The following is a 24,142-nucleotide window of genomic DNA, read 5'->3' as shown; positions in this document are numbered from 1 at the left end:
CGAGCCATAACGAGAGCGTTATGCCCAGATTGGCGTCCGTGCTTTTTTTGCTGTCACTGATGATCTGGACCGCAACGGCTGACGCGCTGACTCTGACCGATGAAGAACGTAGCTGGCTGGCGGCTCACCCGGACTTGCGCCTGGGTGTCGATGCATCGTGGCCGCCCTTTGAGTTTCGCGACGATCAGAGCCGCTACCAGGGCCTGGCTGCCGACTATATCGATGTGATTCGCCAACGCCTGGCAATCAAGTTGACCCCCATTGAGCCAGTGAGCTGGACGGTGGTGCTGGAGCAGGTCAAATCGGGCAAAATCGATCTTCTCCCCGGCATCATGTCCACCCCTGAGCGCCAGACCTACCTGTCGTTCACCCGCCCTTATCTTGATTTCCCGATTGTCATCCTTGCCCACATCGGCGGCGCACAACCGCGCAAACTTGACGACCTGTACGGCTTGAAGATCGCCGTGGTGGAAAATTACGCGCCCCACGAACTGCTGCGCACCCATCACCCCGACCTGAATCTGGTGGCCATGCCCAATGTCAGTTCGGCGCTGCAAGCGTTGGCGACCGACGAAGTGGACGCTGTGGTCGGCGACCTCGCCTCCAGTGTCTGGAGCCTGCGCCAGCTCAAGCTCGACGGCCTGTACGTCAGTGGCGAAACCCCGTATCGCTATCAACTGGCAATGGCCGTGCCCCGCGATAACAAGGTACTGGTGGGGATTCTCGACAAAGTACTCGCGGACATGAGCCCTGATGAAATCAGCAGCATTCAGGAGCACTGGGTCGGCAACGTCCTTGATCATCGGACATTCTGGTCAGATTTGTTGATCTACGGATTGCCAGGACTGTTGCTGCTGGTGACGATCCTCGCCGTGGTAATCCGCATCAACCGCCGCCTGAGTTCGGAAATCGCCCGACGTATCGACCTCGAACAGGAACTGCGCAGCAGCGAATATCACTATCGTGGACTGGTCGAGAGTCTGTCGGCCATTGCTTGGGAAGCGCGGATGAGCGACTTCACCTACAGCTACGTGTCACCCCACGCCGAGGACTTGCTCGGCTATCCACAATCGCACTGGCTGATCCCCGGCTTCTGGCACAACATCATTCACCCGGCCGATCTGACCCGTACGCAGAGCTACTGCAAGGAGGCCCTGCGCGAGGGCCGTGATCACATCGTCGACTATCGGGTGATCACCGCCGATGGTCGCTGCTTGTGGGTGCGCGACATCGTCAGCCTGATCGAACATGGTCATGAGCCGGTAATGCGCGGCCTGATGATCGACATCAGCGAAATCAAGCGCACTGAAGAAGCACTGCAGCTCTCGGAGCAAAAATTCGCTTCGGTTTTCCAGCAATGCCCGGACATTCTGGTGATTGCACGACTGTCCGACGGTTGCCTGCTGGAGGTCAACGAAGCGTTTGAAGAACAGATCGGGCTGAAAGCCGAGGAAGTCCTTGGCCAAACGGCGACCGACCTGAATATCTGGGGGATTCCCGGCGTCGGTCCGGGACTGCTGCAACGTTTGCAGGCGGGCAGCATTCGCAATCTGGAGATGCCCTTTCGCCGCAACAATGGCCAGTTGTTCACCGGTCTGATCTCCGCCGAGCCCTTCGATCTGGACACCACGCCAGCCCTGGTGGTCGTTGTACGTGACATCACCCAGCTCAAGGAAACCCAGCAGCAACTGCAAACCTCCGAAGAGAAGTTCGCCAAGGCCTTCCATGCCTCGCCGGACGGTTTGTTATTGTCGCGCCAGAGCGATGGTCTGCTGCTGGAGGTCAACGAAGGTTTCAGCCGAATCACCGGTTTCAATAGCGCCATGTCGGTGGATCGCTCGGCGCTGGACCTGGGGATATGGGTCAACCTCAACGAGCGTAAACAGATGCTCGACCTGTTGCACCGCGACGGCTTTGTGCGCGACTTCACCTGCCACATCCGCCGCAGCGACGGGCAGATTCGCCTCTGCGAAGTCTCCAGCCGCCCGCTGCCGATCGGTGAAGAAGACTGCATGCTGACCATCGCCCGCGACATCACCGAGCGTCATCTGATGCAGGAAAAACTGCAACAGGCCGCCACCGTGTTCGAAAGCACCGCTGAAGGCGTATTGATCACCGACACCCAACAGCACATCAGTGCGGTCAACCGCGCCTTCACCGAGATTACCGGTTACAGCGAAAGCGAAGCCCTCGGGCATACACCGCGCCTGCTTGCCTCCGGCCTGCATGACAGCGCGTTCTACGCGGCAATGTGGCACCAGTTGACCGACGAAGGTCACTGGCAAGGCGAGATCTCCAACCGGCGCAAGAACGGCGAGTTGTACCCGAGCTGGCTGACCATCAGTGCCGTGCGCAATCGCGACAGGTTCATTACCCACTTTGTCGCGGTGTTTGCCGACATCTCCAGTCTCAAGCATGCGCAAGCCAAACTCGACTATCAGGCACACCACGACCCGCTCACCGGCCTGCCAAACCGCACGCTGTTCGAAAACCGCTTGCTGATGGCACTGAACAGTCAGCAGGAAAATGGCGGTCAGGGCGCCGTACTGTTTCTCGATCTCGACCGCTTCAAACACATCAATGATAGCCTCGGTCACCCGGTCGGCGACCTGCTGCTCAAGGGCATCGCCGTGCGCCTGAAAGAGCAACTGCGCGACATCGATACCGTGGCGCGTCTGGGTGGTGACGAATTCATCATCCTGCTGCCCGGCCTGCAACAGGCCAGCGACGCCGACAACATTGCCACCAAACTGCTCAATTGTTTCGGTGCGCCGTTCCAGGCCGGCGAGCATGAGTTCTTCATCAGCGCCAGCATCGGCACCAGCCTCTATCCGCGGGACGGTTGCGACGTCGCTACGCTGGTAAAAAATGCCGATGCAGCGATGTACCGCTCCAAGGCCAAGGGCCGCAACCGTGTCGAGAGCTATACCCGCGACCTCACCGCCCAGGCCAGCGAGCGCATCGCGCTGGAACACGAACTGCGCCGGGCCATCGAGCGCGATGAACTGTTTCTCTACTACCAGCCGAAAATCAGTCTGGAGGATCACAGCCTGGTCGGTGCCGAAGCGCTGATCCGCTGGCGCCATCCGACCTTCGGCGACGTGCCGCCAGAGCATTTCATTCCGCTGGCCGAAGAGAACGGCATGATCCTGCAGATCGGTGACTGGGTGCTGGAGACCGCGTGCCGGCAAATGTTCGAATGGAATCAGGTCTACGACAGCCTCGGCCCTCTGTCGGTGAACCTCGCCGGCGCGCAACTGCGTCAGCCGAATCTACTCGGACGCATCGAACAACTGCTCAACGACAACCACCTGCAGCCGGATTTACTGCAACTGGAAATTACCGAGAATTTCATCATGAGTCAGGCCGAAGAGGCGCTGGCCGTGCTGCACCAACTCAAACATCTCGGCGTACAACTAGCGATCGACGACTTCGGTACCGGATATTCTTCGCTCAGTTACCTCAAACGCCTGCCGCTGGATATCCTCAAGATCGACCAGTCATTCGTTCGTGGATTGCCCGATGACCCCCACGACGCGGCCATTGTCCGGGCCATTATCGCGCTGGGCCGGAGCATGCAATTCACGGTTATCGCCGAGGGCGTGGAAACCCAGGCACAACAACAATTTCTCGCTGCCGAAGGCTGCGAACAGATCCAGGGCTACATCGTCAGCCTGCCGCTGCCGCCAGAAGAATTCGCCGCGACGTTTCTTCGTGTAACCGTATCGGATTATTCGGATAGCACAGCCGAGAAACCGTCGCTATAATCCGCGACCTACTGAGGGCCTATAGCTCAGTTGGTTAGAGCAGAGGACTCATAATCCTTTGGTCCACGGTTCAAGTCCGTGTGGGCCCACCAAATTGAAAGCCGCGCAATGCGCGGCTTTTTTTTGGGTGATGGTTTGGTCTTTGCGAGTGCAATATTCGGAAGACTTCCCCGAGGACTGTAGGCAACTTCCGAAGCTGTCGTTTGAGGCAGTTTGGCGCCTGTTGGTCTTTTCTTTGGCGGGATACTCTCAAGACGTCGCTGCTCATCAGCGGCCGGGCTTGGAAACCCGTCGAAATCAGTAACCAGCAACAGCGCTTGCACTTGAGTCATGGCGGCTGTGCGTGGGACGTCTTCGGACGTGCCGGTTCCTGGTTTCCGGTTTTCCAACCTGCGCATAGCTGCCACCCATTCGATTGGAAACGAGAGTGGTAGCTCCTCACACCAGGAGTAAGACCATGACCGAATCAACTAAACCCCACCCTTCTGACCTGAAAACAACCGGCCTCACCCCCTTCATCTACTGCTCCAACCAACCCCTCTTCCATGTCAGCGCCGGCGTCCCGATTGGCGATGCCCTGTCTCAAGCCTCGGACCTGCTGTCTCTGGTCAAAGCCTTCGCTGAAGACGCCGCCTTCGACACAAAAACCGACCGTCATGCCTGGGGTGCTTATTTCCTCGCGGCGATGAGCAAAGCGGTGATTGATGATGTGATGAAGGTCATCAACCATCAAAGCTTTACGACACGGAGTCAAACGCAGGTTTAGCGCTACTTTCCTCGACACGCGCCCCGTTGAATCGGGGCGCCGATGCCACTACAACCTGATATCCAATGATATGTAGCCTGGAAATGATTACGAGGCATGGTGCATCGAGAAGCAGACCAGTATTGTCTGCCAAGCAGATTTATAAGGGAGCCATGAATGGCCGTCAGTAACTACATAGAAGCGGTGGAGATCATTCGTCGACTGGAAGGAGGGATCACACGCCCATTCCTGTGTCGTGCAAACAATGACAAGCACTATGTGGTCAAAGGCTTGGAACTACCGCCCGCCGAACGCATTGCCGAACTACTCTGCGCCCGTTTGGCTGCTCAGTTCGGCCTACCGATCCCCGAGCACGGCTGTATCTATGTCGATCCAGCCTTGTTGCGTTATAACCCGGAAGCTCGCAGTGATCTCGGACCAGGGGACAGCTACGCCCTTGCCTACGTCGCCGATGCTGCTGACCTGCTGTATTCACAAGCACTACAGGTTCCGAGCAGCCTTCAAAAAGCCGTCTTCGTTTTTGATTACTGGGTCGGTAACAGTGACCGCCAGTTGGGACGATTTGGGGGGCGTCCAAATCTGCTGATGTGCAGTACCAACAATCAGCTACAGCTGATCGATCACAACCAGGCATTCCAATGGCCACTGGATACTTCAAGGTTTGCTGAAAGCCATGTGTTCGGCCCCGAAAATCGGGAATGGCGTTTGGATCTGGTCGACAAAGTTGAATACGCTCAGCGGATGCATGACACTGCTGGACGATTTCGTAGCCTATGCTCAGACATTCCCGAAGAGTGGTGTGAGTCCATTGGAGCACTCGGACTGGAAACGCTGCTTGAGAAAATTGAACGCAGCCTAATGCTTTGCCAATCGGACGAATTCTGGAGCGTCCTGAAATGAAATACACCTGTCTTTACAGCATTGTGCGCTTCGCGCCTTTTGCGGAAACCGAAGAATTTGCCAATGTGGGCATCGTTCTCTCGGCACCTGCTATTGGCCGCATGGAGTACAAACTCGCTCGTAAAAATCTGAAACGGGTCAATCATTTCTTTGAGTGCAGCAACCTATTCGCGAAGGCTATGGAGATAGCCCAAAACGAACTGGACAGCATTCGCCTTATGACAGCAGGCGCTCAAGAATCGCAGATCGTTAACCACTTTCGATTCATGACGGAGCCGAAGGAGTCGATGATTCGCTTCAGCCCTATGCGATCAATACTCGTGGAAAACCTCGATGCGACCCTAGCTACGCTGTTCAACCGCTACATAGATCGCCAAGGCATAGGCCGCGAGCGGCGCGAGGAGATCATGGTTCGGGAGATTCGAGAATTGTTTTCGCAAGCGTCTATTCGTAGTTTTCGCGATGACACCCTGACTGGCGATCTGACCAAACTTCATCTTCCCTTGGTACATCGCAACAAGGTCGTAGCGGCTATTAAACCCTTGGCTTTTGACCAGTCAGAGCCCAGCGCAATACTCGATCACTGCGATCAGTGGCTGATGAAATTCGTGAGAGCGGAGCAGGAAGGCATAATTCAGCTGCAAAACGTGCTTATCCCCGTAAGCACTCCTGCGGAAAGTGAATCCCCACGCCACCGCAAAGCGGTACAAGTTGCCAAGGAAAGCATTGAGGCACGTGGTCTACAACTGGTTGATTTCCAGGCAACACAGAAAATTGCCGACTTCGCACAGCGCTACGCTCAATAGTTGCTATTCGCTCCATAAAGCCGTGCATTTGCGCGGCTTTTCCTTTCTTGTGTGATGTCTATATCTCACCCGCGGAGCCTGTAACATGCGCAGGCCAACCAACCCGCACCCCATGGAGCAGCCCCTTGCCAGACACCCGCCCGCCCGTGCTCGATGAAATCGACCGTCAACTAATCGCCGCCCTGCAGATCAACGCCCGCGAAAGCGTGGCCATGCTCGCCCGGCAATTAGGCATTGCACGCACTACCGTAACCTCACGTTTGGCACGCCTGGAAAAGGCCAAAGTGATCACCGGTTACGGCGTGCGTCTGGGTCAGCGGGTGGTCGATGGCGGCTTGCAGGCCTACGTCGGAATCAAGGTGCAGCCCCGCTCTGGCAAAGAGGTGTTGCGTCGGTTAAGTGCGATGGCCCAAGTGCAACAGCTGTGTGCGGTGAGTGGCGAGTTTGATTATGTGGCGTGGTTGCGTACGGATTCGCCGGAGCAACTGGATCAGTTGCTCGATCAGATTGGCAGCGTGGACGGGGTGGAGAAGACCACGACGTCGATCATTTTGAGTAGCAAGATTGATCGGGGGCAGCCGGTTTAAGATTCTGATCGGGCTTCTCGGGCGATTTCAGGGCCTCTTCGCGAGCAGGCTCGCCCCCACATTTTGGTCAGTCTGTAGTCGCTGCTCGTCATATTGATTGCTAGTTTTGCAAAACGACGACACTTTGCGTCTTATTAACGTGTTCTACGCTCCCTAGAATGGCTGGCATCTTTTCCTATACTCAGACGCGCATCCCGCGTCGGGTCGCCAGCAAGGTCAGCCATGAACAAGAACAATCGCCATCCTGCAGACGGTAAGAAACCGGTCACCATTTTCGGCCCGGACTTTCCGTTCGCCTTCGACGACTGGATCGAACACCCGGCCGGTCTCGGCACTATTCCTGAACATAATCACGGCGCCGAAGTGGCGATTGTCGGCGCCGGCATCGCTGGTCTGGTGGCGGCTTACGAGTTGATGAAACTCGGCCTGAAGCCTGTGGTTTATGAGGCATCGAAACTCGGTGGTCGTCTGCGTTCGCAGGCCTTCAACGGCACTGACGGCATCGTCGCTGAACTGGGCGGCATGCGTTTTCCGGTGTCCTCCACCGCGTTCTATCACTACGTCGACAAGCTCGGCCTGGAAACCAAACCGTTCCCGAACCCGCTGACGCCGGCCTCCGGCAGCACCGTGATCGACCTGGAAGGCAAAACCCATTACGCACAGAAACTGGCGGATCTTCCCGCACTGTTTCAGGAAGTGGCTGACGCCTGGGCGGATGCACTGGAGGCCGGCTCGCAGTTCGCCGATATCCAGCAAGCCATTCGCGACCGCGATGTGCCACGCCTTAAAGAGCTGTGGAATACCCTGGTGCCGCTGTGGGATGACCGCACCTTCTACGACTTCGTCGCCACCTCGGAAGCCTTCGCCAAACTGTCGTTCCATCACCGCGAAGTGTTCGGTCAGGTCGGATTCGGCACCGGCGGCTGGGACTCGGATTTCCCCAACTCGATGCTGGAAATCTTCCGCGTGGTGATGACCAACTGCGACGATCACCAGCACCTGGTGGTCGGCGGTGTCGAGCAAGTGCCGCAAGGCATCTGGCGCCATGTGCCGGAGCGCTGCGTGCACTGGCCTGAAGGCACCAGCCTGAAATCCCTGCACCGTGGCGCCCCGCGTTCCGGGGTGAAGAAAATCGCCCACGCGGCGAATGGCCGTTTCGCCGTCACCGACAACAACGGTGACACCCGCGAATACGCCGCCGTGCTGACCACTTGCCAGAGCTGGTTGCTGACCACCCAGATCGAATGCGACGAAACCTTGTTCTCGCAAAAGATGTGGATGGCGCTCGACCGCACCCGCTACATGCAGTCGTCGAAGACTTTTGTGATGGTCGACCGACCGTTCTGGAAGGACAAGGACCCGGAAACCGGCCGCGACCAGATGAGCATGACCCTCACCGATCGCCTGACCCGTGGCACCTATCTGTTCGACAACGGCGACGACAAGCCAGGCGTGATCTGCCTGTCGTACTCGTGGATGAGTGACGCGCTGAAGATGCTCCCGCATCCGGTGGAAAAACGCGTTGAGCTGGCGTTGAATGCGTTGAAAAAGATCTATCCGAAAGTCGACATCGCTGCGCGGATCATCGGCGACCCGATCACCGTGTCGTGGGAAGCCGACCCGTACTTCCTCGGCGCCTTCAAAGGTGCACTTCCGGGCCACTATCGCTACAACCAGCGCATGTATGCGCACTTCATGCAGGACGAGATGCCGGCCGAACAGCGCGGGATTTTTATCGCTGGCGACGACGTTTCGTGGACACCGGCGTGGGTCGAAGGCGCAGTGCAAACCTCGCTCAACGCGGTGTGGGGGATCATGAAGCATTTCGGCGGTTCGACACATAAAGCGAACCCGGGCCCGGGTGATGTGTTCAAAGACATCGGCCCTATCGCCCTGCCCGAGTAAGAGGAATCCCTGATGCGTGTAGCCCTTTACCAATGTCCGCCGCTGCCATTGGACCCCGCCGCCAACCTGCAACGCCTGCATCAACTGGCGATGGAGGCCAAGGGCGCCGATCTGTTGGTGCTGCCGGAGATGTTCATGACCGGCTACAACATCGGCGCAGAAGCGGTCAGCACCTTGGCCGAGGTCTACAACGGTGAATGGGCGCAGCAGATCGGCCGGATCGCCAAAGCCGCAGGTTTGGCGATTGTTTACGGCTATCCGGAGCGCACCGCCGACGGGCAGATTTACAACGCGGTGCAGCTGATCGATTCGCACGGCGAGCGCCTGTGCAATTATCGCAAGACGCATCTGTTCGGCGATCTGGATCGCTCGATGTTCAGCCCCGGCGATGATGATTTCCCGATCGTCGAACTCAACGGCTGGAAGCTCGGTTTCCTGATCTGTTACGACCTGGAGTTTCCGGAAAACACCCGCCGTCTGGCACTCGCCGGCGCCGAGCTGATTCTGGTGCCAACGGCGAACATGATTCCGTTCGATTTCGTCGCTGACGTCACCGTGCGTTCCCGCGCTTTCGAAAACCAGTGCTACGTGGCCTACGCCAACTATTGCGGTAACGAAGGCGAGATCCACTATTGCGGGCAAAGCAGCCTCGCCGCACCGGATGGCAGCCGTATCGCCCAGGCCGGACTCGACGAAGCGCTGATCGTCGGCGAACTGGATCGGCAGTCGATGCTCGACTCGCGCGCGGCCAATCGCTACCTCAGCGACCGCCGTCCGGAGCTTTACGCCGCGCTGAACCAGCGCTAATCCGCTAGCATTGGCACTTCACTGTTCTGGAAGTGCCCATGCCTGCGCCGACTCACCCCCGCCCTCACACTGAAACCCTGGCCAACGGCTTGCGCGTGACCCTGCGTCATGCGCCCGGCCTGAAGCGTAGCGCCGCCGCTTTGCGCGTGGCTGCCGGTAGTCATGACGTGCCGTTGGCGTGGCCGGGGCTGGCGCATTTTCTCGAGCATTTGCTGTTTCTCGGCACCGAGCGTTTTCCTGCGGGTGAAGGGCTGATGGCCTACGTGCAAGGCCATGGCGGGCAAGTGAATGCCAGCACGCGAGAACGTACCACCGACTTTTTCTTTGAACTGCCGACACTAGCGTTCAGCGCTGGATTGGAGCGTCTGTCAGACATGCTCGCCAATCCGCGTATGAATCTGGACGATCAGTTGCGGGAACGGGAAGTGTTGCAGGCGGAGTTTGTCGCCTGGTCGCAGGATCCTGCGGCTCAGCAGCAGTTTGCGTTGTATGAAGGTTTACCGGCAGAGCATCCGTTGCGCGGGTTTCATGCGGGGAATCGGGACAGCCTGAAGGTTGAAGATCCGGCATTTCAGCAGGCGTTGAAAGATTTCCACCAACAGTTTTATCAGACCGGGCAGATGACCTTGAGTCTGGTCGGGCCACAGAGCCTTGAAGAATTGAAATTGCTGGCGGAGCAATTCGCGGCGGCGTTACCGGCTGGGGATAAAGTTATGCAGGCTGCGCACCTGCCGCTGGCGGTGAAAAGTTATCAACAGGTCGGCAAACAGCGCGGCAACCTGATGTTCGCCTTCGATACCGTGCCTGAATCGTCCGGCGAGGCTTTGGCGTTTCTCTGTCATTGGTTGAACAGCGGCAAACCCGGCGGATTGCTGGCGCATTTGCAGCAGCAGAATCTCTCCGATGGTTTGAACGCAGTGCCGGTTTATCACTTTGCCGGACAAGCGTTACTGCATCTGGAATTCACTGCTCCATCCGAATCGTTGACGGCCATTCGCGAACATCTGCGCGATTGGCTGAGTTTCTTTGCCCAGCAGGATTGGGCGCCACTGCGCGAGGAGTACGCCGCCCTGCTTCAACGTCAGCAGCAAGTCAGTGGCGCGCTGCAACTGGCGCGGCTCGACAGTGAGCAGTTGGAACACGGCTTGGACGATTCCGGCGTTGCAGCCCTCAGGCAGATCCTCGGCGACATCGGCACTGTGGATAACTTCAGCGAGCGCTGGCACCTGCCCGCTGCCAATCCATTCCTGCGCGCCAGCGAACCTCTGGCCAATGCCGGGTTGATTCGCGGCCAGACCAGCGCCCACCGTGGCCTGCGCACGTTTGCTCAGGATCGCTCACGCGGGCGCCGCGAACGCTCGCCGATGCAGTTCAGCCAAGCATTGTCGGACAGCGGCGATGAAGGCGCGATCTATCTGCGTTGGTACATGGAAGCTGCAGCCACCGCTGAGCTGCACTCAAGATTGCAACGCAGTCTTCGGCAAACGCAGCAGGACGCGCGCGAAGCCGGGGTGGCGTTGTCTTTCAACGCCAGCGGTACGCAATGGCTCCTGAAGCTCACCGGTTTTCAGGAATCGATGCCCAGCATCCTTGAGCACGCGCTGAAAAATCTGACGCAAGTTGACGCGAATTCCCCGCGCAGCGAGCCGGAAACGCCGCTTGTCGCCATCCGCCAACTGCTTAAAGCACTGCCGGAACAGGTTCTGCAACCAGCAAAAACCGGCGATGACGCCAAACACCTGTGGACAACTTCGCGCTGGGACGGCCTCGCACTGGGCCTCAACCAACCAACGCAATCCGCCATGGGCCTGGCCCTGAGCCGCATACCCGGGATCCCGGACAATCAGTTGCCCGGGCCAACAGTGATCTTCGCGCAAAAGCACTGGCGCAACATCGATTCCGCATCCAGCGAACATGCCTTGCTGCTGCATTGCCCAACCGCCAGCCGTGACATCGCAGACGAGGCAGCGTGGCGAATGCTCGCGCAACTGTGCCAGACACCGTTCTATCAGCGTTTGCGCATCGAACTGCAATTGGGCTACGCCGTGTTCAGTGCGCTGCGGCAGATCCAGGGTCAAACCAGTCTGCTGTTCGGTGTGCAATCGCCAAATGCCAAACCTGCGGAGTTGCTCGAGCACATTCAACAGTTTCTCAACGGCATTCCCGCGCTGATCGAACAGCTTGATGACGTCGGCCTCAGCCAACACCGGCAAAAGCTCGCCGATCAATTCGACGACGCCACCCTGGCCGGCAAAGAGGCGGCCGAATTGCTCTGGCAGGCCAAGCTCGCTGGCCACTCGTCGGATTATCTTGAGCAACTGGTCGCTGCCATCGGCCTACTGGATCGCCAGACACTGCTCAGCGCCGCACAGCGCTTGATCAACGCAGAAGGTGGCTGGCTCTGCCTCGCCAGCGATCCAGTGCCGCAAACGCCATGGCAAGCGGGAAATTGATCATTACCGAGGCTGCAAGGAGCTTTCTCAAAGATTCACGGGCAAACCCGGTGAAATTTTGAGTAACATAGCAGCCTAACTATTTGGAACATCTCTGCGCTGCCGTGGACTATAACTATGGACAGCGCTATCCCACCCACCCTGAGGAGACACACCATGTCCTGGACAAAACCTGCTTACACCGACCTGCGTATCGGCTTCGAAGTCACCATGTACTTCGCCAGCCGCTGAGTTCTGCTTACGTAGAATTGCAGTGCAACGCCTCGGCTCGCCGGGGCGTTTTATTTTCCGCGTTGAAATGATGGAGCGTTCATGTTCGTCCAGATTCTGGGTTCGGCCGCCGGTGGCGGTTTTCCGCAGTGGAACTGCAACTGCGTCAACTGCGCAGGCTTTCGCGACGGCAGCCTGAATGCCAAGGCCCGCACCCAATCGTCCATCGCGATCTCCGATGACGGCGTGAACTGGGTGCTGTGCAACGCCTCGCCGGATATCCGCGCGCAGCTGCAAAGCTTCGCCCCGATGCAACCGGGCCGCGCCCTGCGTGACACCGGCATCAGCGCGATCATTCTGATGGACAGCCAGATCGACCACACCACCGGCCTGCTCAGCCTGCGCGAAGGTTGCCCGCATCAGGTCTGGTGCACGGACATGGTTCATGAAGATCTGAGCACCGGTTTCCCGCTGTTCAAGATGCTCACGCACTGGAATGGCGGGCTGGACTGGAACCGCATCGAACTCGACCAGAGTTTCACCGTGGCCGCCTGCCCGAACCTGCGTTTCACCCCGCTGCCATTGCGCAGCGCCGCGCCACCGTACTCGCCGCACCGCTTCGATCCGCATCCGGGCGACAACATCGGTCTGATCGTTGAAGACCTGAAGACCGGCGGCAAATTGTTCTATGCGCCGGGGCTGGGCAAGGTCGATGCACCGCTGCTGGAGATCATGGCGAGCAGCGATTGCCTGTTGGTCGACGGCACGATGTGGGACGACGATGAAATGCAGCGCCGCGGCGTCGGCACCCGCACCGGTCGCGAGATGGGCCACCTGGCGCAGAACGGACCTGGCGGCATGCTCGAAGTGCTGGAGCAACTGCCTGAGCAGCGCAAGGTGCTTATCCACATCAACAACACCAACCCGATTCTCGATGAAGATTCGCCGGAGCGTGCGGAGTTGGCGCGGCGCAATGTTGAAGTGGCGTATGACGGCATGAGTATTGTGCTGTAAGCATTTGAGACCGCTGCGCAGTCTATCGCGAGCAGGCTCACTCCTACATTGAAATGCGATCACCTGTAGGAGTGAGCCTGCTCGCGATAAGGCCGGTACAGACACCAGATATTTCTAGGGTTTTTCCCCGGAGAACCGCAATGACCGACACCCCGCTGTCCCCCACCGAATTCGAAGCAGCCCTGCGCGCCAAAGGCGCCTACTACCACATCTACCACCCGTACCATGTGGCGATGTATGAAGGCCGCGCCACTCGCGAGCAGATTCAGGGCTGGGTCGCCAACCGCTTCTACTATCAGGTGAACATTCCCCTGAAAGACGCGGCGATCCTCGCCAATTGCCCGGATCGCGAAATCCGCCGCGAATGGATCCAGCGCCTGCTCGACCACGACGGCGCCCCCGGTGAAGACGGCGGCATCGAAGCCTGGCTGCGTCTCGGCCAAGCGGTCGGTCTCGACCCGGATCAACTGCGCTCCCAGGAACTGGTGCTGCCCGGCGTGCGTTTCGCCGTCGACGCCTACGTCAACTTCGCCCGCCGCGCCAGTTGGCAGGAAGCCGCCAGCAGCTCGTTGACCGAACTGTTCGCACCGCAGATCCACCAATCGCGCCTCGACAGTTGGCCGCAGCATTACCCGTGGATCGACCCGGCCGGTTACGAATACTTCCGCACCCGCCTCGGTCAGGCGCGGCGCGATGTCGAGCATGGTCTGGCGATCACGCTGGAGCACTACAAGACCCGCGAAGGCCAAGAGCGCATGCTGGAAATTCTCCAGTTCAAACTGGACATTCTTTGGAGCATGCTCGATGCCATGAGCATGGCCTACGAACTGAACCGCCCGCCGTATCACAGCGTCACCGAACAACGGGTCTGGCATAAAGGAATCACCTTATGAGTTTCGACCGCAGCAAAGTCCCGACCTGGCGTCCCGGCTACCGCTTCCAGTACGAACCGGCGCAGAAAGGCCATGTGCTGCTCTACCCCGAAGGCATGATCAAACTCAACGAAACCGCTGCGTTGATCGGCGGTTTGATCGACGGCGAACGCGATGTCGCGGCGATCATTGCCAAACTCGACGAGCAGTTCCCCGGCGTGCCTGAGCTCGGTGATGACATCGAGCAATTCATGGAGGTTGCCCGTGCGCAGCACTGGATCGAACTTGCCTGATCTGCCGGCCAAGCCTGAAATCGGCCTGCCGCTGTGGCTGCTCGCCGAGCTGACCTACCGCTGCCCGCTGCAATGCCCGTACTGCTCCAATCCGCTGGATTTCGCCGAGCAGGGCAAAGAACTGACCACAGAACAATGGGTCAAGGTGTTCCGCGAGGCGCGGGAGATGGGCGCGGCGCAACTGGGTTTTTCCGGCGGCGAGCCGCTGGTGCGTCAGGATCTCGCCGAGCTGATTCATGAAGCACGGCAGTTGGGTTTCTACACCAACCTGATCACCTCCGGCATCGGCCTGACCGAGCAGAAAATCAGCGACTTCAAGAAGGCCGGACTGGATCACATCCAGATCAGTTTTCAGGCCAGCGACGAGCAAGTGAACAACCTGCTCGCCGGTTCGAAAAAGGCTTTCGCGCAGAAGCTGGAAATGGCTCGGGCGGTGAAGGCCCACGGCTATCCGATGGTGCTGAACTTCGTCACCCATCGGCACAACATCGACAAGATCGACCGCATCATCGAGCTGTGCATTGCGCTCGAAGCCGACTTCGTCGAACTCGCCACCTGCCAGTTCTACGGTTGGGCGCAGCTCAATCGTGTCGGTCTGTTGCCGACCAAGGAACAACTGGTGCGCGCCGAACGCATCACCAACGAATACCGGGCGAAGCTGGAAGCCGAAGGGCATCCGTGCAAGCTGATTTTCGTCACCCCGGATTACTACGAAGAACGCCCGAAAGCCTGCATGAACGGCTGGGGCAGCATCTTTCTGACGGTCACCCCGGACGGCACCGCCCTGCCCTGCCATGGCGCCCGACAGCTGCCGGTGCAGTTTCCCAATGTGCGCGATCACAGCATGCAGCACATCTGGTACGACTCGTTCGGCTTCAACCGCTTTCGCGGTTACGACTGGATGCCCGAGCCGTGCCGCTCGTGCGATGAGAAAGAAAAAGACTTCGGCGGCTGCCGCTGTCAGGCGTTCATGCTCACCGGCGACGCGAGCAATGCTGATCCGGTGTGCAGCAAATCCGAACATCACGGCGTGGTTCTCAAGGCCCGCGAAGAAGCCGAGACCGCCACTCAAACCATCGAACAATTGGCCTTCCGCAATGAACGAAACTCGCGCCTCATCGCCAAGGGCTGAGCCTTTCAGCGCCTCGCAAGCCGTCGCTGCCGGCATGGATTTCGCCGAACTGCAACTCGGCGCCAATGGGCTGTTCTGGAATGAATACCGCCCGGAAGATGCCGCGTGCCGGATCTGGCATTGGCGCGATGGCGTGGCGAAATGTCTGACACCGGATGGTTTCAGTGTGCGCAGTCGGGTGTACGAATATGGCGGTGGCGCGTTTTGTCTGACGCCGGATGGGGTGGTTTTCGTCGCTGAGACGGATCAGCAGTTGTATCGGCAATCGCTGGATGGTTCGCCAGAGGCGCTGACGTCGGGCGGATGCCGTTATGGCGATGTGCAATTCGCCTTCGGCCAGGTTCTGGCGGTTGAAGAACAGCAAGATCAGCATCGGCTGGTGGCGATTGATCTGGCGGATGGCGCGCGACGTGTACTGGCCGAAGGTGCGGATTTCTACGCGGCGCCCACCCTCAGCCCGGATGGTCAGCGTTTGGCGTGGATCGAGTGGAGCCGGCCTCATCAACCGTGGACTTCAACACGATTGATGGTGGCTGACGGTGATTTTTCTGCGCCCCGTTGCGTGGCGGGAGACCAGGTTGAGGAGTCGATTCAACAACCGCGATTCGATGCCGAAGGTCGTTTGTACTGCCTGACTGATCGGGGTGGTTTCTGGCAGCCGTGGGTTGAAACTAGCGATGGCTTGAAACCACTGCTCGCTGCGCAGGCCGATCATGCGCCGGCACCGTGGCAACTCGGCGGCTGCACTTGGTTTCCTGTTGGGGATTCCTTTCTTGCCAGTTGGAGCGAAGGTGGTTTTGGGCGCCTGACGCTTGGCGATGAAGATTACACGGGGGATTACAGCCGCTTCCGCCACTTGGCGCTGGATGCACAAAACATCTACTGCATCGCCGCCTCGCCGATCAGCCCTTCGGCGGTCATCGCCATTGATCGAACCACGCGCGGAGTGGAGGTGTTGGCCGGTGGCGTAGCGCCCCTGCCCGCCGAACGCATCAGCCGTCCGCAAACCCTGCGCTACCCAAGCGGTTCGGGCGAAGCACACGGATTCTTTTATCCAGCCATGAGCGGCGAGACAAAACCGCCGCTGGTGGTGTTCATTCACGGCGGCCCGACATCAGCCTGCTACCCGATGCTTGATCCGCGCACTCAGTACTGGACGCAACGCGGCTTTGCCGTCGCTGATCTCAACTATCGCGGCAGCAGTGGTTATGGCCGCGAATATCGACAGGCCTTGCATCTGAGCTGGGGTGAAGTGGATGTCGAGGATGCTTGTGCGGTGGTGAACTATCTCGCCGAGCAGGGTTTGATCGACGGTGAACGCGCATTCATTCGTGGCGGCAGCGCAGGCGGCTACACCACATTATGTGCGCTGGCGTTCAAACAGGTTTTCCGCGCCGGAGCGAGCTTGTACGGCGTTAGCGACCCGGTTGCATTGGCTCGGGCAACGCACAAATTCGAGGGTGATTATCTGGACTGGCTGATCGGTGATCCCGAGCAGGACGCCGAACGCTACGCCGCACGCACACCGTTGCTGCACGCAAACAAAATACGCGTGCCGGTGATCTTCTTTCAGGGAGAACTGGACGCTGTGGTTGTCCCGCAACAAACCCGCGACATGGTCACGGCGCTGGAGCAGAACGGCATCGCGGTCGAAGCGCATTACTACCCCGACGAACGCCACGGCTTCCGTCGCGCGGCCAATCAGGCGCATGCGCTGGAGCAGGAGTGGAAGTTCTATCGGCGGGTGATGGGGTTGGCGGACTGATCAGGGCGCCCCGTTGAAATCGCGCAGCCCCATTCGCGAGCAGGCTCGCTCCCACACTGGATCTGTGTCGTTCACAAATCCGCTGTGGGAGCGAGCCTGCTCGCGAAAGCTATCTACTTGGCGCCGCAGTACTCAGCGCTTGGCGATGATGTACACCGCATGCACGATCCCCGGAATATAACCGCACAACGTCAGCAGAATGTTCAACCAGAACGCCCCGCCAAATCCGACCTGCAGAAAGACGCCCAGTGGTGGCAACAGAATAGCGATGATGATGCGAATGAAATCCATGGGGCAGCTCCTGTATGGGGGGTTGGCTCACTTGAGCCATACAAGCTAATCGACCTGCGCCGTTCGTCAGGGTTCAGTGCAACGGCCATTTGATCGCCATCACCCGCTCAAAAAAACGCCCCACGCCAAAAGAATCAGGCGTGGGGCGTGCGTTATACCGCGAGACGGTTCTGGAAATCGGGTAGGAAACTTCAGCTCAGACGGCAATCCCTTTGCGGCATTGCAGTTGTGCGGTGCGCACTCGCGAAAAGCCGCGGCCCAGGCGCAGGAGCATTTCGTCGATGTTGGTTTTGCTCACGGTGAGCGCCGGAGTGAAGCGCAGGCAGTTGGCTTGCGGGGCATTGAGCAGCAGGCCTTCATGCAGTGCGGCGTGGACCACGGCTTCGGCGGAATCGTCTGACAGGGTCAATCCGTAGAACAGGCCCTGGCCGCGCAGTTCGCCGTGGTCGTAGCGGTGTGCCAATCGGGCCAGACCTTCACGCAGGTGCTGACCGTTATCTTTGATCTGCTGGAGGAAGCTGCGGTCGTGCACGCTGTCGAGCACGACCAGACCGGCCGCCGTCATCAATGCATTGCCGTGATGCGTACCGCCGAGCTCGCCGGCCTCGAAACAGCAGGCCTTGCCCCGCGCCAGCAGCGCCGCCAATGGCACACCGCCGCCAAGCCCTTTGCCGAGCACAACGATATCGGCGCGCACGCCGTAGGATTGTTCGGCGAGCAAGGTGCCGCAGCGACCGATGCCGGTCTGTACTTCGTCGAGAATCAGCAGAATGCCCAATTCGCGGCACAGTCGTTCGACACCTTTGAGGTAATGCTCGGTCGCCGGCACAACTCCTGCGTCGCTCTGGATCGGCTCCAGCATGATCGCCACGGTCTGCGCATCAACCGCCGCGTGCAGTGCCGGCAAGTCGTTGAACGGCACCAGATCGAAACCCGGCAGCAGTGGCGCAAAACGGTTGTGCAGGTTGCAGCTGTCGGAGGCGGAAATCGTCGCCAGACTACGGCCATGACAACCCTGCTTCGCAACAATAATCCGCGACGCGCCGCCGCGATGCAGTTGGCCCCATTTGCGCGCCAGTTTGATCGCCGCTTCACAGGCTTCGCTGCCGCTGTTGAGCAAATAAGCCTGATCGCTGAAAGTGGCGGCGCAGAGGCGCTCGGCAAGGCTGAGCATGCCGCGATTATGCAGATTGAAACCGGGATTGATCAGCGCCTGCGCCTGACTGCTGATGGCTTTGACCAACGCCGAAGGGCTGTGGCCAAGGCTGTTGGCACCGCCGGCCTGGGAAAAGTCGAGGTACGCGCGGTCGTTACTGTCCCACAACCACGAACCCTGCCCCCGGACGAACACCTGCTGCGGTCGTTCGATGCTGGGCATCAGCCTTTCAACGCTAAGATTTTCGCTGCTTTCTGCAGGATTGGCCTCGAAGGCGAGGTCATCAAGACTCGGCGTCTGACGCCGCAAACTGAACAGATTCATTGAAAAACACCTCGTTTCAGGTGTTTTGAACTGCCTATGCAAACACTGTCGAAGCGAACGCTATTCATCGCGCTTTCTGGCCCTGTAAGCCTTGTGAATGCGGTTAGACTAGGCTCACCGAGGCTTGCGGGCCATTTCGATTTACCAGCATTTTCGATAAGCATTACTTATGGATTTCAAACAACTGCGTTATTTCGTCGCGGTCTACGAAGAAGGCCATGTTGGCCGGGCGGCGGAGCGCCTTTCGATCTCGCAACCGGCACTATCGCAGCAGATCCGTCAGCTCGAACAGAACCTCGACGTCACCCTGTTCGAACGCAGCAGCAAACGTCTGCTGCCGACCCTCGCCGCTCACACTTTGTACAACCATGCCTTGCCATTGCTTGATGGCTTGCAACGGGCGCGCGAGGCATTGGGCAACTTCAAGGGCCAGGCCTTGCGCACGCTGGCGATTGGCGTGCTGCAAACGGTTCACACCAGTCTGGTGCCGCAAATGCTCGAACGGGTGCGCAAGGCGCAACCGCATCTGGTGGTGCAGATTTATGAGTTGACCGGACTTGAGATCGAGCGGCGACTGCTCAACGGTTCATTGGACATCGGCATCAGTTATCTGCCGCCACGCCAACCTGGGCTGCACGGCGTAATGCTCTACGAAGATGAACTGACGCTGGTGATCCCGGCGGATCATCCGTTGCGTGAATTCAAGAAAGTCTCGATGCGCCAGGCCGCCGAACTGCCCATGTTGCTGTTGGGCGAAGAATTCCAGATCCGCCAGATCTGGCAGGCGCAACTGACCGCCCTGGGACGACGCCCGCAAGTGCAGGCCGAGCTGAACAATATGGTGGGGATTCTCGACAGTTTGCCGCACACCAAACTGGCGACCGTGTTGCCGGGGCGTTCGCAGAAGGAATACGACGATCAGGATCTGCTGTGGAAACCGCTGAGCGAACCACGGGTGCCGCTGAAGGTTGGCTTGGTCTGTCGCGATGTGCAGCGCCAGCAGGCGCCTTTGGCACTGTTACAAACGTTGCTGGAGGAAGTGATGGAGCGCGAAGTGAAGCCGGCGCTGGATCCGCTGGCCTGACTACTTTTCTGCAGGCAAAAGAAAACCCCGCCGAAGCGGGGCTTTGCAGACTGTTTCCCTGACATCCATTTCACTCCGCCACCCTGGCAGAATCCTACGTGTCCGTGTTGTTGCTTTGCGCTTCCTGCGCGACGTCCATGAAATGTAGATTAGCCGTGGATCCAATCCACGCATATGGGAGAACAGCAGCACGTCATGTAAGCAAATGCTTACATGACGCTTTCTCATCAGAATTGCGCTGCATCCAGCAGGAACAGCGACTCGCTACCGGCCTTCACCGACGCACTCAACGAGTGAATACGCGGCAGCAAACGGGCGAAGTAGAAGCGCGCGGTGCCAAGCTTGCTGGCATAGAAATCGTCCTGCGCTTCTTTACCCAACGAGGCTTTGGCCATCAACGCCCACATGTAGGCGTAGGAAACGTATCCAAACGCTTGCAGATATTCGACTGAGGCCGCGCCGATTTCGTTCGGGTTGTTTTTCGCCCGATCCAGCAGCCACGAGGTGAGCTCGTCGAGGGTATTGACCGCATCGTTCAGCGGTTTGGTGAATTCGCCCAGATCGGCACTCGCGGTGGCGGTGAAGTGGCGGATCTCGTCGGCGAACAGTTTGTAGAACGCGCCACCGCTGCCGACGATCTTGCGACCGACCAGGTCCAGTGCCTGAATGCCGTTGGTGCCTTCGTAGATCTGGGTGATGCGCACGTCGCGCACCAGTTGCTCCTGACCCCACTCGCGGATATAGCCGTGGCCGCCGAAAATCTGCTGGCCGTGCACGGTGGTTTCCAGACCCAGATCGGTGAGGAACGCCTTGGCCACCGGCGTCAGCAGTGCAACCAGATCTTCCGCACGTTTGCGGGTGGTGGCGTCTTCGCTGAACTTGGCGGTGTCGAGTTGCATCGCCACGTAGGTGGAGAACGCACGGCCGCCTTCGTTCGAGGCTTTCATGGTCAGCAGCATGCGCCGCACGTCCGGGTGGACGATGATCGGGTCTGCGACTTTGTCTTTGTTCTGCGCGCCGGTTGGCGAACGGCTTTGCAGACGGTCACGCGCATATTCAACGGCGTTCTGGTAAGAGCGCTCGCCGGTGGCCAGGCCCTGGATGCCGACGCCCAGACGTTCGTAGTTCATCATGGTGAACATCGCGGCGAGGCCTTTGTTCGGCTCGCCAACCAGATAACCCACGGCTTCGTCGAAGTTCATCACGCAGGTCGCGGACGCCTGGATGCCCATCTTGTGTTCGATCGAACCGCAGTTCGCCGGGTTGCGCGCGCCCAGGCTGCCGTCGGCATTGACCATGAACTTCGGCACCAGGAACAGCGAGATGCCCTTAGGACCGGCCGGAGCATCTGGCAGTTTGGCCAGCACCAGGTGAATGATGTTTTCGGTCAGGTCGTGTTCGCCACCGGTGATGAAGATCTTGGTGCCGCTGACTTTGTAGGAACCGTCGGCCTGAGGCTCGGCCTTGGTGCGGATGATCCCCAGGTCGGTGCCAGCGTGCGGCTCGGTCAGGCACATCGAACCGGCCCAGACGCCGGCGTACATGTTCGGCAGGTACGCAGCTTTCAGCTCTTCGCTGGCGTGGGCGTTGATCGACAGGCAGGCGCCGGCAGTCAGCATCGGGTACAGACCGAAGGACAGGCTGGCGGAGTTGACCATTTCTTCGACTTGCGCCGACACGGCTTTGGGCATGCCCATGCCGCCGTAGGCCGGATCACCGCCAACGCCGACCCAGCCGCCTTCGGCATAAGTCTGATAAGCCTGTGGGAAACCTGCCGGAGTGGTGACGGCACCGTCGGCCCAATGGCAACCTTCCTCGTCAGCCGCACGGCTCAGTGGCGCGATGCTTTTGCTGGTGACCTTGCCGGCCTCTTCGAGAATGGCTTCAACGGTTTCGGCGTCGACGGTCTCGGCCAGCGCTGGCAGTTCAGCCCAGAGTTTGGCGACTTCGAACACTTCATTGAGGACGAAGCGCATATCGCGCAGCGGCGCTTTGTAGTCAGCCATGGCAAACCTCGCAAGATCTAAACAGGTGATTCGTGGAATGGTGTTTTCGTTGAGCCGGAGTGTACCTCAACAACTTTTGCGACACATAGGGTCAACCGGTGACTGTTTTGTTATTTTTAGTCACCACAAAAATCGCAGCCCCGACAACGCCCGTTCCCTGTAGGCGCTGCCGAAGGCTGCGATCTTTTGATCTTCCTTAAAGCGCAAACAGTTCAGCAGGCAACTTCATCAAACAATCACTCCCCGCCTCAATCGCCGCCCGATGCGCTGACGTACGCGGCAACAAACGCTTGAAGTAAAACTCGCACGTCGCCAACTTCCCGCGCAGGTAATCCGCCTCACCCTCGCCCGCCTCCAGTTGCGCCTGCGCCACCAATGCCATACGCAACCACAAATAGCCGAGGATGATGTAACCGCTGTACATCAGGTAATCCACCGACGCCGCGCCCACCTCATCCGGGTTCTTCATCGCCGCCATCCCAACCTTCATGGTCAGGTCGCCCCACTGCTGGTTCAACTCATTGAGCTGCGCAACGAAACTGCCCAGTTGCGGGTGCTCGGCGTTGGCCGCGCAGAATTTGTGGACGATTTTTGTAAAACCCCGCAGCAACTTGCCCTGACTGCCCAGCACCTTGCGCCCCAGCAGATCCAGCGCCTGAATGCCGTTGGTGCCTTCGTAGATCGGCGCAATCCGACAGTCGCGAACCAACTGCTCCATGCCCCACTCGCGAATAAAACCGTGGCCACCAAACACCTGCATGCCGTGGTTGGTCACTTCCAGCCCGGTGTCGGTCATGAACGCCTTGCAGATCGGCGTGAGGAACGCCAGCAAGTCCTCAGCCTCCTGACGCGCCTCGGCATCGCTGCTCAGATGCGCGACATCAAGCAACTGCGCGGTGAAATACGTCAGCGCACGATTGCCCTCGTTGAAGGCCTTCATGGTCAGCAGCATGCGCCGCACATCCGGGTGAACGATGATCGGATCGGCGGCTTTGTCCGGGGCTTTGGCGCCGGTCAGCGAGCGCATCTGCAAACGGTCGTTGGCGTATTTGATCGCGCCCTGGAAACTCGCTTCGCCCAGACACAAACCCTGCATCCCGGTGCCGAGCCGTGCGTGGTTCATCATGGTGAACATGCAGTTCAGGCCCTTGTTCGCCTCGCCGATCAGATAGCCCTTGGCGCCGTCGAAGTTCAACACGCAAGTGGCCGACGCCTTGATGCCCATTTTGTGTTCGATCGAACCGCAGGACACGCCATTGCGCTCGCCTGCCTCACCCGTCGCATCCGGCAAGAATTTCGGCACGATAAACAGCGAAATCCCTTTGGTTCCGGCCGGCGCGTCCGGCAGTTTAGCCAACACCAGATGGATGATGTTGTCGCTCATGTCGTGCTCGCCGGCAGAGATGAAAATCTTGCTGCCGGTGACCGCGTAACTGCCATCGGCCTGAGGCACGGCGCGGGTCTTGATGATGCCCAGGTCGGTGCCGCAGTGGGCTTCAGTCAGGCACATGGTGCCGGTCCACTGGCCGGCGGTGAGTTTGCTCAGGTAGGTGTCTTTCTGCTCGGCGCTGCCGTGGGCGTGAATCGCCGACATCGCGCCGTGAGTCAGCCCCGGGTACATGCCCCAGGACGTGTTGCTGGAGCCGACCATTTCGCTGATCACCAGCCCCAGCGAACTCGGTAGGCCCTGGCCGCCGTAGGACGTGTCTGCGGCCAGACCGTGCCAGCCGCCTTCCACGTATTGTGCGAAGGCTTGCTTGAAGCCTGTAGGCGTTGTCACCACACCGTTGTCGAAATGGCAGCCCTCTTCGTCACCGCTGCGATTGAGCGGTGCCAGAATGTTCTCACAGAACTTCGCACCCTCTTCGAGAATCGCGTTGATCATGTCCGGGCTGGCGTCGTGCGCGCCGAGGGCGGCGTAGTTGCTGTGAAAGTCGAAGACGTGGTCGATCAGAAAGCGCATGTCGCGCAGGGGAGCTTTGTACTCAGGCATGGTGGCTTCTC

The 24,142-nt window shown here is 59.1% G+C and carries 19 protein-coding genes and 1 tRNA gene; 16 read left to right on the top strand and 4 right to left on the bottom strand.

Annotated features, from left to right (window positions below):
• The first annotated feature begins 20 nt into the window (after positions 1-20).
• The 15 genes from ACOYXJ_RS12190 (at position 21) to ACOYXJ_RS12120 (ending at position 17,277) form a co-directional block, all read left to right on the top strand.
• A complete protein-coding gene (locus tag ACOYXJ_RS12190) occupies positions 21-3,767 on the top strand; it encodes a bifunctional diguanylate cyclase/phosphodiesterase (protein WP_460369669.1) in 3,747 nt (1,248 codons plus the stop codon).
• A 15-nt stretch (positions 3,768-3,782) separates the two neighbouring features.
• A tRNA-Ile gene (locus tag ACOYXJ_RS12185) sits at positions 3,783-3,859 on the top strand.
• Positions 3,860-4,224: 365 nt separating this feature from the next.
• Positions 4,225-4,533, top strand: a complete 309-nt coding sequence (locus tag ACOYXJ_RS12180) for a DUF3077 domain-containing protein (protein ID WP_460369666.1) — start codon at positions 4,225-4,227, stop codon at positions 4,531-4,533.
• Positions 4,534-4,689: 156 nt separating this feature from the next.
• Complete coding sequence (locus ACOYXJ_RS12175) at positions 4,690-5,433, top strand: HipA family kinase (RefSeq protein WP_460369664.1); 744 nt, start codon at positions 4,690-4,692, stop codon at positions 5,431-5,433.
• Positions 5,430-6,239, top strand: coding sequence for a DUF3037 domain-containing protein (locus tag ACOYXJ_RS12170; protein WP_150793310.1), 810 nt, complete (start codon positions 5,430-5,432; stop codon positions 6,237-6,239). The genes ACOYXJ_RS12175 and ACOYXJ_RS12170 overlap by 4 nt, the downstream gene beginning before the upstream one ends.
• Before the next feature lie 125 nt (positions 6,240-6,364).
• A complete protein-coding gene (locus tag ACOYXJ_RS12165; protein WP_134178013.1) occupies positions 6,365-6,826 on the top strand; it encodes an Lrp/AsnC family transcriptional regulator in 462 nt (153 codons plus the stop codon).
• Between the two features lie 222 nt (positions 6,827-7,048).
• Positions 7,049-8,731 carry a flavin monoamine oxidase family protein gene (locus ACOYXJ_RS12160; RefSeq protein ID WP_460369660.1) on the top strand — a complete coding sequence of 561 codons (1,683 nt, stop codon included), beginning with the start codon at positions 7,049-7,051 and terminating at the stop codon, positions 8,729-8,731.
• 12 nt (positions 8,732-8,743) lie between these two features.
• Positions 8,744-9,538, top strand: a complete 795-nt coding sequence (locus ACOYXJ_RS12155) for a carbon-nitrogen hydrolase family protein (RefSeq protein ID WP_460369658.1) — start codon at positions 8,744-8,746, stop codon at positions 9,536-9,538.
• A 38-nt stretch (positions 9,539-9,576) separates the two neighbouring features.
• The gene (gene pqqF, locus ACOYXJ_RS12150) at positions 9,577-11,991 is read left to right on the top strand and encodes a pyrroloquinoline quinone biosynthesis protein PqqF (RefSeq protein ID WP_460369656.1); all 2,415 of its coding nucleotides are present in this window, start codon (positions 9,577-9,579) and stop codon (positions 11,989-11,991) included.
• 156 nt (positions 11,992-12,147) lie between these two features.
• Positions 12,148-12,222 carry a pyrroloquinoline quinone precursor peptide PqqA gene (gene pqqA, locus ACOYXJ_RS12145; RefSeq protein ID WP_003422658.1) on the top strand — a complete coding sequence of 25 codons (75 nt, stop codon included), beginning with the start codon at positions 12,148-12,150 and terminating at the stop codon, positions 12,220-12,222.
• A gap of 81 nt (positions 12,223-12,303) precedes the next feature.
• Complete coding sequence (pqqB, locus tag ACOYXJ_RS12140) at positions 12,304-13,215, top strand: pyrroloquinoline quinone biosynthesis protein PqqB (RefSeq protein ID WP_150793305.1); 912 nt, start codon at positions 12,304-12,306, stop codon at positions 13,213-13,215.
• Between the two features lie 140 nt (positions 13,216-13,355).
• Positions 13,356-14,108, top strand: coding sequence for a pyrroloquinoline-quinone synthase PqqC (gene pqqC, locus ACOYXJ_RS12135; protein ID WP_003228879.1), 753 nt, complete (start codon positions 13,356-13,358; stop codon positions 14,106-14,108).
• Complete coding sequence (gene pqqD / locus ACOYXJ_RS12130) at positions 14,105-14,380, top strand: pyrroloquinoline quinone biosynthesis peptide chaperone PqqD (protein WP_095050301.1); 276 nt, start codon at positions 14,105-14,107, stop codon at positions 14,378-14,380. Before pqqC ends, pqqD begins: the two co-directional genes overlap by 4 nt.
• On the top strand, positions 14,373-15,512 hold the full coding sequence (gene pqqE / locus ACOYXJ_RS12125; RefSeq protein ID WP_460373130.1) for a pyrroloquinoline quinone biosynthesis protein PqqE: 1,140 nt from the start codon (positions 14,373-14,375) through the stop codon (positions 15,510-15,512). The genes pqqD and pqqE overlap by 8 nt, the downstream gene beginning before the upstream one ends.
• Positions 15,478-17,277, top strand: coding sequence for a S9 family peptidase (locus tag ACOYXJ_RS12120; RefSeq protein WP_460369653.1), 1,800 nt, complete (start codon positions 15,478-15,480; stop codon positions 17,275-17,277). Before pqqE ends, ACOYXJ_RS12120 begins: the two co-directional genes overlap by 35 nt.
• A 132-nt stretch (positions 17,278-17,409) precedes the next feature.
• Here ACOYXJ_RS12120 and ACOYXJ_RS12115 read toward each other — a convergent pair whose 3' ends face one another.
• Both ACOYXJ_RS12115 and ACOYXJ_RS12110 read right to left on the bottom strand, forming a co-directional pair.
• Positions 17,410-17,568, bottom strand: coding sequence for a YqaE/Pmp3 family membrane protein (locus tag ACOYXJ_RS12115; RefSeq protein ID WP_003228885.1), 159 nt, complete (start codon positions 17,566-17,568; stop codon positions 17,410-17,412).
• A gap of 196 nt (positions 17,569-17,764) precedes the next feature.
• Positions 17,765-19,048 (bottom strand): aspartate aminotransferase family protein, encoded by a 1,284-nt coding sequence (locus ACOYXJ_RS12110; RefSeq protein WP_460369651.1) that lies wholly within the window; start codon positions 19,046-19,048, stop codon positions 17,765-17,767.
• A gap of 169 nt (positions 19,049-19,217) precedes the next feature.
• Between ACOYXJ_RS12110 and ACOYXJ_RS12105 the strand changes: the two genes are divergently transcribed.
• Complete coding sequence (locus tag ACOYXJ_RS12105) at positions 19,218-20,132, top strand: LysR family transcriptional regulator (protein ID WP_077574788.1); 915 nt, start codon at positions 19,218-19,220, stop codon at positions 20,130-20,132.
• A gap of 227 nt (positions 20,133-20,359) precedes the next feature.
• Here the strand turns inward: ACOYXJ_RS12105 and ACOYXJ_RS12100 are convergent, their stop codons facing one another.
• Together ACOYXJ_RS12100 and ACOYXJ_RS12095 are read right to left on the bottom strand one after the other, a co-directional pair.
• Complete coding sequence (locus tag ACOYXJ_RS12100) at positions 20,360-22,138, bottom strand: acyl-CoA dehydrogenase C-terminal domain-containing protein (protein WP_457463555.1); 1,779 nt, start codon at positions 22,136-22,138, stop codon at positions 20,360-20,362.
• A gap of 196 nt (positions 22,139-22,334) precedes the next feature.
• Positions 22,335-24,131: an acyl-CoA dehydrogenase C-terminal domain-containing protein gene (locus ACOYXJ_RS12095; protein WP_460369648.1), complete on the bottom strand. Its 1,797-nt coding sequence runs from the start codon at positions 24,129-24,131 to the stop codon at positions 22,335-22,337.
• Between the last annotated feature and the right edge of the window lie 11 nt (positions 24,132-24,142).

Source organism: Pseudomonas sp. Tul2A7 (genome assembly GCF_054790505.1).
This window is presented reverse-complemented; position numbering and strand designations above follow the sequence as displayed.

Excerpts from the sequence above, each read along its gene's own strand:
- pqqB (WP_150793305.1), top strand. The coding sequence starts at position 12,304 with ATGTTCGTCCAGATTCTGGGTTCGGCCGCCGGTGGCGGTTTTCCGCAG.
- ACOYXJ_RS12120 (WP_460369653.1), top strand. The coding sequence starts at position 15,478 with ATGAACGAAACTCGCGCCTCATCGCCAAGGGCTGAGCCTTTCAGCGCC.
- ACOYXJ_RS12110 (WP_460369651.1), bottom strand. The coding sequence starts at position 19,048 with ATGAATCTGTTCAGTTTGCGGCGTCAGACGCCGAGTCTTGATGACCTC.
- pqqC (WP_003228879.1), top strand. The coding sequence starts at position 13,356 with ATGACCGACACCCCGCTGTCCCCCACCGAATTCGAAGCAGCCCTGCGC.
- pqqD (WP_095050301.1), top strand. The coding sequence starts at position 14,105 with ATGAGTTTCGACCGCAGCAAAGTCCCGACCTGGCGTCCCGGCTACCGC.
- ACOYXJ_RS12190 (WP_460369669.1), top strand. The coding sequence starts at position 21 with ATGCCCAGATTGGCGTCCGTGCTTTTTTTGCTGTCACTGATGATCTGG.
- ACOYXJ_RS12105 (WP_077574788.1), top strand. The coding sequence starts at position 19,218 with ATGGATTTCAAACAACTGCGTTATTTCGTCGCGGTCTACGAAGAAGGC.
- ACOYXJ_RS12155 (WP_460369658.1), top strand. The coding sequence starts at position 8,744 with ATGCGTGTAGCCCTTTACCAATGTCCGCCGCTGCCATTGGACCCCGCC.
- ACOYXJ_RS12115 (WP_003228885.1), bottom strand. The coding sequence starts at position 17,568 with ATGGATTTCATTCGCATCATCATCGCTATTCTGTTGCCACCACTGGGC.
- ACOYXJ_RS12160 (WP_460369660.1), top strand. The coding sequence starts at position 7,049 with ATGAACAAGAACAATCGCCATCCTGCAGACGGTAAGAAACCGGTCACC.
- ACOYXJ_RS12095 (WP_460369648.1), bottom strand. The coding sequence starts at position 24,131 with ATGCCTGAGTACAAAGCTCCCCTGCGCGACATGCGCTTTCTGATCGAC.
- ACOYXJ_RS12175 (WP_460369664.1), top strand. The coding sequence starts at position 4,690 with ATGGCCGTCAGTAACTACATAGAAGCGGTGGAGATCATTCGTCGACTG.
- ACOYXJ_RS12170 (WP_150793310.1), top strand. The coding sequence starts at position 5,430 with ATGAAATACACCTGTCTTTACAGCATTGTGCGCTTCGCGCCTTTTGCG.
- ACOYXJ_RS12180 (WP_460369666.1), top strand. The coding sequence starts at position 4,225 with ATGACCGAATCAACTAAACCCCACCCTTCTGACCTGAAAACAACCGGC.
- ACOYXJ_RS12100 (WP_457463555.1), bottom strand. The coding sequence starts at position 22,138 with ATGGCTGACTACAAAGCGCCGCTGCGCGATATGCGCTTCGTCCTCAAT.
- pqqF (WP_460369656.1), top strand. The coding sequence starts at position 9,577 with ATGCCTGCGCCGACTCACCCCCGCCCTCACACTGAAACCCTGGCCAAC.